This is a genomic window from Mesorhizobium sp. M7A.F.Ca.CA.004.06.1.1 (genome assembly GCF_003999135.1).
Lineage (GTDB): Bacteria > Pseudomonadota > Alphaproteobacteria > Rhizobiales > Rhizobiaceae > Mesorhizobium.
Window position 1 is genome coordinate 1 of record NZ_RZPQ01000125.1, and the last position, 10,588, is coordinate 10,588.

General features: G+C 60.9%; 9 protein-coding genes and 1 pseudogene. All 10 read left to right on the top strand.

The features are described 5' to 3' along the window. Nucleotides 1–852, top strand: an 852-nt coding sequence (locus EN906_RS10575) for an amidohydrolase family protein (protein ID WP_127375166.1), incomplete at its 5' end; no start/stop codon positions are given. Beyond that, nucleotides 839–1,762, top strand: coding sequence for an NAD(P)-dependent oxidoreductase (locus tag EN906_RS10580; protein WP_164751045.1), 924 nt, complete (start codon nucleotides 839–841; stop codon nucleotides 1,760–1,762). The genes EN906_RS10575 and EN906_RS10580, both read left to right, overlap by 14 nt. Beyond that, nucleotides 1,752–2,666, top strand: a complete 915-nt coding sequence (locus tag EN906_RS10585; RefSeq protein WP_127269011.1) for an NAD(P)-dependent oxidoreductase — start codon at nucleotides 1,752–1,754, stop codon at nucleotides 2,664–2,666. The genes EN906_RS10580 and EN906_RS10585 overlap by 11 nt, the downstream gene beginning before the upstream one ends. 23 nt (nucleotides 2,667–2,689) lie before the next feature. Beyond that, nucleotides 2,690–3,439, top strand: a complete 750-nt coding sequence (locus EN906_RS10590; protein WP_127269015.1) for an SDR family NAD(P)-dependent oxidoreductase — start codon at nucleotides 2,690–2,692, stop codon at nucleotides 3,437–3,439. Between the two features lie 223 nt (nucleotides 3,440–3,662). Beyond that, nucleotides 3,663–4,118, top strand: a complete 456-nt coding sequence (locus EN906_RS10595; RefSeq protein ID WP_127269012.1) for a hypothetical protein — start codon at nucleotides 3,663–3,665, stop codon at nucleotides 4,116–4,118. A gap of 25 nt (nucleotides 4,119–4,143) precedes the next feature. Beyond that, nucleotides 4,144–5,031: an N-acyl homoserine lactonase family protein gene (locus EN906_RS10600; RefSeq protein ID WP_127269013.1), complete on the top strand. Its 888-nt coding sequence runs from the start codon at nucleotides 4,144–4,146 to the stop codon at nucleotides 5,029–5,031. A gap of 42 nt (nucleotides 5,032–5,073) precedes the next feature. Beyond that, entirely contained in the window at nucleotides 5,074–6,120 is a 1,047-nt protein-coding gene (locus tag EN906_RS10605; protein WP_127386678.1) for an ABC transporter permease, read from the top strand. 88 nt (nucleotides 6,121–6,208) lie between these two features. Continuing rightward, nucleotides 6,209–7,402, top strand: a complete 1,194-nt coding sequence (locus tag EN906_RS10610) for a substrate-binding domain-containing protein (protein WP_164748731.1) — start codon at nucleotides 6,209–6,211, stop codon at nucleotides 7,400–7,402. Nucleotides 7,403–7,485: 83 nt separating this feature from the next. After that, nucleotides 7,486–10,032, top strand: a complete 2,547-nt coding sequence (locus EN906_RS10615) for an ATP-binding cassette domain-containing protein (protein ID WP_206517115.1) — start codon at nucleotides 7,486–7,488, stop codon at nucleotides 10,030–10,032. Between the two features lie 369 nt (nucleotides 10,033–10,401). Beyond that, a pseudogene (locus EN906_RS10620) lies at nucleotides 10,402–10,588 on the top strand (aminotransferase); the annotation flags it as partial.

A 10,588-nucleotide genomic window follows, 5' to 3' on the forward strand; every position in this document is an offset into this window, starting at 1 on the left:
AATCCCGAGCAGAACTATTATCCGTGGCTCAACGATCGGCCGCTGATCCCATTCCGCTATGGCGACTACTCCTCGATATGCCGGCCGTATCTGCCGGCCGATTACAAGCGGGACGCTGTCGGCCACCACGTTGTCAAGACGGTCTATATCGAAGCCGAGTGGGATCCGAATGATCCAATCGGCGAGATGGATTATATCGCCTCCCTTCGTCGTGAGACGGGGTGGCCTAACGTCGCTGTCGGCCAGGCATGGCTCGACCGGGACGACCGCGCCCGGGTGCTGGAGCGGCTGGCCGGTTTCGACTTCGTACGCGGCCTGCGTCACAGGCCGAAATCCAATCCCAAGCCCGGCTCAGCCGCTCCAGGCAGCATGGTCGACCCGCATTGGGTCGAAGGTTTCGCCATGCTGTCCAGCTATGGTTTGCGGTTCGATCTGCAGACACCATGGTGGCATCTGCACGAGGCGTGCACGCTCGCCGACCGCTTCCCGCAGACGCAGATCATCCTGCTGCATTCAGGGCTGCCGGCCGATCGCAGTGCCGAGGGGATTGCCGGCTGGAAGGCGGCAATGACCGAATTCGCCAAGCGGCCCAACGTGGCAGTGAAGATCTCCGGCATCGGCCTGCCTGGCCAGCCTTGGACGGTCGCCAACAACCGCGACATCGTGAGGTCGATCATCGAGATTTACGGCGTCGAGCGCTGCCTGTTCGGGAGCAATTTCCCGGTCGACAGTGTGTGCGGCACGCTCGATAAGATCTTTGGTGGCTACAAGGAGATCACGGCGGATCTCGGACCTGAAGCGCAAAAGCGCCTGTTCCACGACAATGCGGTCCAATTCTATGACATCCGGTAAGCCGCGCCTTGCCTATATCGGCGTCGGCCTGATGGGCGGACCCATGGCCGCGCGCCTTGCAGGGCTTGGCTACAAGCTACGAGTCTTCGACGCCGATGCCGGCCGGCAAGCTGCGGCTATGGCTTCGGGTGCAGTTGGCGCTGCGTCGCCAAAAGACTGTGTCGAGGACGCGGATCTCGTGCTCCTCAACCTGCCGTCGCAGGCGGCAGTCGAAACCGTGGTGTTTGGCCAAGCGGGCCTGTCGGATGCTCTGCTGTCACCGCAGATCGTGGTGGATTTCTCAACCGTGTCGCCGGATTTCTGCCGGTCCATCGGTTGGCGCGTCCAAGCGGCCACGGGATGCGAATGGATCGACGCTCCGGTTTCGGGTGGTCCCTCGGCGGCAGGCGAAGGCAATCTGACGATCATGGCCGGCGGCTCGGATTGGGCGATCGCACGCATCCGTTCCTTAATCCAGGACGTCGGCCGGCAGTTCACCCATGTCGGACAGACAGGCATGGGTTCGGTTGCCAAGATGATCGCGCAGCTCGTGGTCGGCACGAATTATGCTGTTCTGGCCGAAGCCGTGCGCCTCGCTGAAGCGGCAGGAATGGATGCTGCGCTGCTGCCCGAATGCGTGAAATACGGCCATGCCGACGGCGTTCTGATGCAACAGCTCTATCCACGTATCGCCGCACATGATTTCGCGCCGCGGGCCTATGCGCGTCAGCTGCTGAAAGACCTCGACATGGTGCAGGAGCTCGCCCGTAGTTCGGGCACGGCAACCCCAATGTCCGGCCAAGCCGCCCAGCTCTTTCGTCTGCTTATCACCGCCGGCCACGGCGACATCGACGGCACCGGCATCTATCGCCTCTACGAAGGCGCGCCGTCACATCTTACAGCGATCGGGGAGAGCGCGCGTGCCCAGTAATTCTTACGGATTCGTCGGTCTCGGTGCAATGGGCATGCCCATGGTCAGCAAGGCTCTAGCAGCCCAGCTCGACGTCCACATCTTCGATACCAACGCTGCGGCCGTCGACGTGCTTGTCGCGCAGGGAGCAAAGCGGCAAGACAGCGCCGCCGCGGTCGCCAATGCGGTCGAGACGGTCTTCGTCAGCCTGCCAAACGCGCCGATCGTCGAGGCCGTCGCGCTGGGCGAGGCAGGCCTTATCCATGGCAAACGCATCAAGCACTATATCGACCTCTCGACCACCGGCCCGACAATGGCGCGCAAGGTCGGCGATGCGATGGCGGGGCGCGGCGTATCGGTGCTGGATGCGCCTGTCAGCGGAGGACCGATAGGCGTCCGCAACGAGACGCTGGCGGTCATGGCTTCGGGGTCGGAGCACACCTTGGAACGGGCACGGCCTTTCCTGGCGACATTTGCCAAGACCTTTGTTCATCTCGGCCCCGAAGTGGGCAAGGCACAGATCCTCAAGCTCGCCAATAATCTTCTCACCGCAACCAACATGGTGATCGTCGGCGAGGCGCTGGCGTTCGCCGAAAAGGGCGGCATCGAGCCCGAGGATCTGTTCCGGATCATCAATGCCGGCTCCGGCCGGTCCTGGGTGTCGGAGATCGCCTATCCAAAGCATGTGGTGACACGCCGCTACGACCAGAATTTTCGCACCGAGCTGATGCACAAGGACGTGACGCTCTGCATGCAGGAAGCGGAGCGCATGGGCGTGCCGATGTGGCTCGGCGCCAACGTTCGCCAGTTCTGGCAGTTCGCCATGACGCAAGGCATGGCCGATGCCGATTGCTCGCGCATCGCGGCCCTCATCGAGGGTTGGGCGGGCGTGGAAATCGAAGACGCGGCCGAGGCTGCCGAATGAATGAACATGGGGAGGACTACGCCGTGATGCTGAAGGACAAGACCGCCATCATTACAGGCGCGGCGTCGCCGCGCGGCATTGGCAAGGCCACGGCCCGGCGGTTTGCCGCGCAGGGATGCCGTGTGGCAATCTTCGACCTCGACGAAGAAGCCGCCATGAATGCAGCGCGCGACATCGGCCCCGAACACATCGGCGTCGTCTGCGACGTCCGGGATCCAGCTTTTTGCCGCAAGGCGGTTGGTGACGTCATGGCCCGCTTCGGACATGTCGACATCCTGATCAACAATGCCGGCATCAGCCAACCCGACCGGCTGATGGATATCACCCAGGAGAATTTCGATCTGGTCATCGATTCCAGCCTGCGGGGCAGCCTGAACATGGCCCAGGCTAGCGTGCCTTCGATGATCGACCGACGGACCGGCGCGATCGTTTCGATCGGCTCGATCGCGGCCCAGATCGGCGGTGGCATTTTCGGCGGGCCGCATTATTCCGCAGCCAAGGGCGGCATCCACAGCCTCACCAAATCGATGGCGCGCGAACTGGCGCAGCACAATATCCGCGTCAACGCGATTGCCCCAGGCACGATCGACACGGACATCTTTGGCGACAAGCTGACCGAAGACAAGCGGCGCGACATCGTCGTGAACATCCCGCTTGGCCGGCTCGGAACGGCTGACGATATCGCAAAAGCTTGCCTGTTTCTGGTCTCAGACCTGTCCGACTACGTGACGGGGCTCATTCTCGACGTCAACGGCGGCCGATTCATGCACTGAAAAGACAGTCCGCACGGCCCTGCGGATCGATGCGACGACGAAACATTGGAGGCGACGCATGCTCAGGATCAATTCCGGACAAGACGAGGCTCCGCTTGCGCATGGGGCGGCGCTTCCACCATTTCGTCGTGAATTTCCAGCGCCTTCTTCAGCGATCGAAAGCGTGCATCGTCCCGCCTGTTCGATATGGGACACCCCCCGCGAGTTCCAGCCAGATGCCTTGTTGAAGTCAGGGATCAAGGATGAAGCGGTTGCCTCCTACCTGTCAGACACCCGCCCGCTCTATGACGCCGCCAAGCGTTGCGTTAGCCAGCTTTCGGGAATCCTGCTTCTGCTCCAGACCGACAGCCTCGACCGCAACCGCAACGATCTCTTGCTGGCGTCGGTGACAAGGCAGTTGCGCGAGGCAACCGACCGGCTGGGTGCGGTGAAGGCGCCGCCGACAGCGGCCCGCCACCAAGCCGCGCTAGCCGATCTGCTTGTGCTTCTCGGCCGGATACTCTCGCGGCTTGATCGTCTTGCCGATCTCATTGATCCGGCAAGTCCCGATCTCGATGCCGTCGTTGACGCGCTTTTTTTCGCGCAGCGGTCGCTGCGGATGGTTTCGGAACCTTCCGCCGGACTGACGCCCGTGGATTTCAGGGCGGCCTGCTGCAACTGCCGACCCGCGAAAAATTAACCGGCTGGATCAAGGGAGGAAACCGGTGTCACTCTATTCGATCTACGTCCTCGAGTACGGCTACGTGCCCGAATACCACAAGAGCGGCGTCATCTACGGCGCCCACAATGAAGGCTATGTCAAGCTGCCCTACTGCTACGCCGTCATCAAGGGAGACGGTTGGGCCGCGATGGTCGACGTCGGTTACAACGACCGCGACTATGGGAACTATCTTGGCATGCTGTTCAATGTCCAGAACTGGCGCGGACCGCGCGAGGTTCTTGCCGAAATCGGATTGACGCCGGAAGACATCAACGCGGTCTTTATCACGCACGCGCATTTCGATCATTTCGGCAATGTTGATGCATTTCCCAATGCCACCTTCTACGTCCAGAAGAAGGAGCTGCAGGAATGGATCTGGGCGATGTCGCTGCCGGACCGCATGCGCTGGATCCTGTCCGGCATCGATACGGCGGATATCCTGCGTGGTGTGCAGCTGGCGCGCGACAAACGCCTGATCGCGGTCGATGGTGCCATGGAAAACGTCTTCCCCGGCATCGATCTTCACGTCGCCTATGACAGCCATACCTTCGCATGCATGTGGGTGACGGTGCGCAATGATGGCAAGACGGATTCCCAGGACACCTGGGTGCTTGCCGGTGATCTTGTTTACCAGTTCGAGAACCTGAACGGCGCCTCCGAACAGCTCAAGATCGACGACATGTATCTCCCGGTCGGCCTGGCCACCGGCAGCCAGATCAATCTGATCATGGCCACCGAAGCCATGATGAAACAGGTCGGCCATGAGTCTCGACGGGTCATACCCGTTCACGAGTCGCGGCTCGAACAGACATTCCCGTCCCGGCTCTCCAGCCAGAAGCTGCGGATCAGCGAAATCTGTCTGGCCAGCGGAGCAAGATCCGCACTGCTTTAACGGACAAGTTCGATGCCGCGAATCCGCAGAAGGACAAGACACGTGGAAAAGCTTTCAGACAAGCCGAAGCCGGTCACGGCCTTAGGAGAAGGTGCATCCGGACCGAGCAGTTGGTTTGCCTCAGCTGGCGGGCCGACCGCGGGTATCGCGGCGGCAACGCTGGTCCTGTTCGTCTTCGGCGGCCTGATCGCCCCGCAAAGTCTTGGCACCGGCGCGATGAGCGGAATGCTGCCCTTTGCCGCCATCCTGGCCCTCATCAGCCTGGGCCAAACGATGGTCATCCAGCAGGGCGGCATCGATCTGTCCGTGCCGGGGATGGTTTCGCTCAGCGCTGTCATCGTCTGCTACTTCGCGGAGAGCCAACCCGATGCCGAGGGCAGTGTTGCCCTGGCCCTCTTCTACGCTTTCGCCGCTGCGGCGGTAGCGGGGCTGATCAGCGGCCTGCTCGTCAGCAAGGTTCGTGTTGCGCCCATCGTTGCCACGATCGGCATGAACGCGCTGCTCTACGGCCTGAACGTCAAGATTTCAGGCGGCACACCGGTGTCTGTGCCCGGGTCGATAGCAGCGTTCGCCAACGGTAAGATCTTTGGCATCACGCAGCTCGCCTATTTGGCAGTAGCGATGGCTATCGTCGTCATTTTCGTCGTCAAGGCGACGACCTTCGGGCGCAATTTCGAGGCTGTCGGCGCAAACATCAGGGCCGCACGCGCGGCAGGTATCGTCGCTGACCGCTACCAGATCGCCGCGTATGTGGGTGCGAGCCTGTTTTATGCGGCAGGCGGCATTCTGCTCGGCGGCCTTATGCAGCTGCCAAGTCCGCAGCAGGGCGACAACTACCTGATGCCGTCGATCGCCGCGACGGTTCTGGGTGGAACCTCGCTGTTTGGCGGCAAGGGCAATTTGGCGGCAACCGTGATCGCCGCCCTCTTTCTCACACAGCTGCAACAATTGGTGCTGACGACGGGCGCCAGCATCGGCGTTCAATACCTTTTCCAAGGTGCCGCGATCCTGGTTGGGGTCGGCATCTATGGTCTGAATTTTCGCAATCTCAGGCGGGCAATCAGCTTGAGGAACAGGTCGACCGCATGATGTCGGCGGCCAAGGGAATAAACAGTTTCAACGCTGTCCATCACGGGCAGGTTGGAGAACAGCAACCAAACTTCGTTGGGAGGAAATGATGAAGTCTTATCTTGGATTAAACGCGATATCGGGCGCCGCGCTCGCCCTGTCGGCCTTTGCAACTGTCTCACCGCTGTCGATCACACAAGCCGGCGCCGCGGATTGGTGCAAGGGCATCGCCGGTGGTGTCTTCTGCGCCGAACCAGCGGCGACGCCGCCGAGCTTCTGCGGAACGAAGGAAATCTCCGTCGCGCTGGCGGATGGCTTCGCCCAGAACCCCTGGCGGCAGATGACGACGGCCGCTGCGATCAACGAGGCCAGCCAGTGCCCGAATGTCACCGGCTGGGATCATACCGACGGACAGGGTAACACCCAGAAGGCAATCTCCGACCTCAGCGGTCTCGCGGCACGCGGCGTCAATGCCATTGTCGTGTTCCCCGATGCCGGACCAGCCATGTTGCCGGCGATCCGCGATGCCTTCAAGCAAGGCAGCACCGTCGTCCCCTACCGGGCCCGTGTCGGCGGCGAGGAAGGCAAGGATTACAGCGTTTTCGTCGGCACGAACTTCCACCAGGATGGCGTCGACTGGGGCAAATGGATGGCCAAGGCCCTCAACGGCAAGGGAAATGTCGCCTACCTCGGCGGGCCTGCCGGAACCAGTCAGAGCCGTGAGCGCGCTGATGGCATCCTCGAAGCTTTCAAGGACTATCCGGGCATCGTCCAGATCGGACAGAAGCCGTTCGAAGTGACGAATTGGGATTCCAGCATGGTCGCCAAATCGCTGGGCGCGCTAATTGCCCAGTATCCGCAGATCGACGGTGTGATCGCGGACCTCAGCATGGGCGTTGTCGCCTCGGGCGTTTTCGAACGGGCTGGTCGGCCACTTCCGCTGATCGCCGGTGAAGACGCCAACGTGTTCGGCTGCACCTGGAAGAAGCTGCACGATGCCGACGCCAAGTCCGCCTTCCAGTACACGACAAACAGCGCCGAGCAGTGGAACGTGCGTCTGGCCGTACGCTGGGCGATCGCTGAGGCAGCCGGCGGCAAGATGGATCAGCCGCTCGTCATAACCGACCCCAACGGCACCAAACATACGGTGGCTGAGGCCGGTGTGAAGGAAGTGACGAACTTCCAGCTCGAGGATTCGCTTGCCGGAACTGTTTTCTGCAATCCGAAGCTTCCGGAATCCGCTTCAAACGGCACCAGCCTGACTGACGAACAGGTCCTGGCAGCCCTCAAGGGCGGTCTCTGATCTCGAGCCAAACGGGGCGGGCTTCTGTCCGCCCCTTCATCTCCTCAAGGAGGATGATGGAAGTCACTTAGGAGGATCGACCCATGGCCACCGTCGAGCAGCTTCAGTCTGACATGGCAACGCCGACCAGTACTGCGTTGGACAGCCCGTTGGGATTGCGCATGCAAGGCGTGTGGAAGCGTTTCGGCCATGTCGTCGCCGTGAAGGACATTTCGTTTGTGGCCCGATGCGGCGAGGTTCATGCGCTTCTGGGAGAAAATGGCGCAGGCAAGTCGACATTGATGGGCATTGCCTCCGGCACTTTGAGCTACGATCAGGGCTCGATTGAAATATGTGGACAATCTGTAGATCGCTTTAGCGCGGCACAGGCGCAACGGCTCGGGCTCGCCATCGTGCATCAACATCCGGCGGTGCTTCCCGATCTGACGGTGGCTGAAAACCTGCTGCTTGCAGTTCCAGCAGCGCTTCGAACGGATTATGCCAATGACTGGGTAATCGCCCAACTCCGTCGTGTTGGCTCTGCCGTTCACCCCAAGACCCGGCTGTGCGATGTCGACATCGCGCAAAGCCAACTGATAGAACTTGCCAAGGCGCTTGCGATCGACCCAAAGATCCTCATTCTTGACGAACCCACCGCGGCTTTGACAGCCGACCTTGTCGACATCCTGTTTCGCAACGTGCGCGAAGCAGCGACTCGGGGCGCGGCGGTCATCTACATTTCGCATCGGCTGCAGGAAATCAGGCAGATCGCAGACACGGTCACCGTCATGCGTGACGGTGAAGTGAAGGGATCGGCACCGATGCGCGATGTCAGTGATGACCAAATCCTCAACCTCATTGTCGGACGCACCGTCACCAAGCAATTTCCGCTCAAATCAGCCGGTGTCTTGAATGGCGCAAGTATTCTTGAGGTCAAAGGGCTTTCGGGCGCTGATTTCGTAGACATCAATATGTCGGCGCGTGGCGGCGAGATCGTTGGTATCGCCGGCATTACCGGAAACGGCCAGAGCGACTTCCTGCGTTCGCTGGCAGGTCTTGGAAATGCCCGTGGAGCCGTCACTCTGGACGGGAAGACCGTGCCGCTCGGCAACCCGGGTGCCGCTCGTAGTGCCGGCATTATCTATCTGTCTCCCGACCGCCAGCATGAAGGCCTTTTTCCCAGTCTTTCCGTGCGCGAAAACGGTACCATCTCGGCCCTGTCACGTTTCGCGAACTTTGGCGTCGTGGACCGTCCGCTCGAACGGCGGCAAATGGAAGCCCAGCGAGTGGACTTGAACATTCGCGCGGCATCGATCGAGCAGAATGTCGCCACGCTGTCTGGCGGGAACCAGCAAAAGACGATCCTGTCACGAGCTCTCCTGGCAGAGGCTTCACTCGTGCTGGCAGAGGAGCCGACAGCCGGGGTTGACGTGGGTGCCCGCGCCGAAATCTATCGCATCCTGCGTGACGTCGCTTCGCGCGGGACATTGGTTGTGATCGTCTCATCCGATATTGTTGAGCTTGAGGGCGTATGCGACCGCGTGCTGGTCTTCTCCCGCGGGCACGTCGTGGGCGAACTCTCAGGCCAAGACGTCAACGAGGCCAATATCGGCCGGACCATGATAACGGCCACCACCCATCGCAAGACCGACCAGCAAGAACGAGACAGATTCGGCACTACGCGTTCATGGCTGCGAATGGTTGCTGCCGGCGACTATGTTCCAAGCTTCGTGCTTGCCGGGCTAATCGTGCTGCTGGGCGTGGTAGCGTCTGGCCACAACATTCGTTTCGTCTCAGGCTTCAACATCGAGAAGATCCTGTTCCTTTCCGCTGCGCTGGCGTTCGTCTCGTTTGGCCAGATGTGCGCAGTGTTCACCGGCAGGATCGATCTGTCGGTCGGTCCGTTGATCGGCTTGAGCCTCGTCATCGCGTCATTCTTCCTGAATGAAGGTGCCGGCATGGCAACGATAATCGTTGGCGTGTTGGCCGTTTTTGGCGCCGCAGCCCTCGTCGGCCTGACCAACGGGACTTTGGTTCGGTTCGGGAACTTCACCTCCGTTGCCGCCACGCTAGGGGTTTACATCATCATTCAGGGCATCTCGGTGTTGCTGAGGCCCTATCCCGATGGGGCCATCAGCGCCACCGTCATGGATACCATCAAAGCCACTATCGGCAGCATTCCGGTCGTGTTCATCGTCGCGTTGGTCCTGGCGATCATCCTCGAAGTCGGCTTGCGCTACAGCCGTTGGGGGATGAGCTTGCGCGCCGTTGGCTCCAACGAGAAAGCGGCGGCGCATATTGGTGTGCGCACAGGCTGGACCGTCGTCGGCGCGTTCATCGCCGGCAGCTTGCTCACAGCGCTTGGGGGCATGATGGTGGTGGCGCAGCTCGGCATCGGCGATCCCAATCAGGGCATCGAATACACGCTGGGCAGCATTGCCGCAGTGGTCCTCGGCGGAGCCAGTCTCTTTGGCGGACGCGGCAGCTTCATCGGCGTGCTGCTTGGCGCCGTCCTGATCCAGGAAGTCAATTCGTCGATGGTTTTCCTGGGCCTGTCGCAAGCCTGGCAATATTGGTTCATCGGCTTGCTGACGCTGATCGCAGTAGCAGTCTATTCTCAGGCCCGGTCAGCGTCCATTGAGAGGCCGTGAAACGAACTGCCGCAGACTGGAGATACGACGTCGAGTGCGCGAAGATCCGAAAAAAAGCGCGAAATCTCCCCCAACCGCATGTCGACGCTTCCCGTCACTTGATGATGCCGATCTTCTTGCGACCAGATTTCGGTCAGTTGTCTGACGGCTTTCGGCAACGCCTTTTCGAGGTGCAAGCATACCGTCATCTTTTCTTCCGCTCTCGTGCTGACCGGGCGTTTTGCGTCCTAAAGTGGGCCAGAATTTCGGGCCCTATGCACGATTAGTTTTTGCTTGTGAACGCGCAGGCGATTTGTAACTTGTCCCACGAGCCGGTCCGGCAACGGTGGTTCACAAGATGGCCGACAGGAACATTCCCATGGACCACCCATGCCTCTGAAAGCTGCCGCTCATGTCGAGGCCATGTCCGCCTTTGCCTTGGCAAGTTTCGGCGGCTGCGACCGGACAACCCTTGCCCAGAACGAGAGCGCTTTCCCACCCAGCCCCAGGGCGATCACCGCCGGCCAGGACGCGATTGCCCGCAGCCATCTCTATCCTGATCCGGACTGGACTGCAC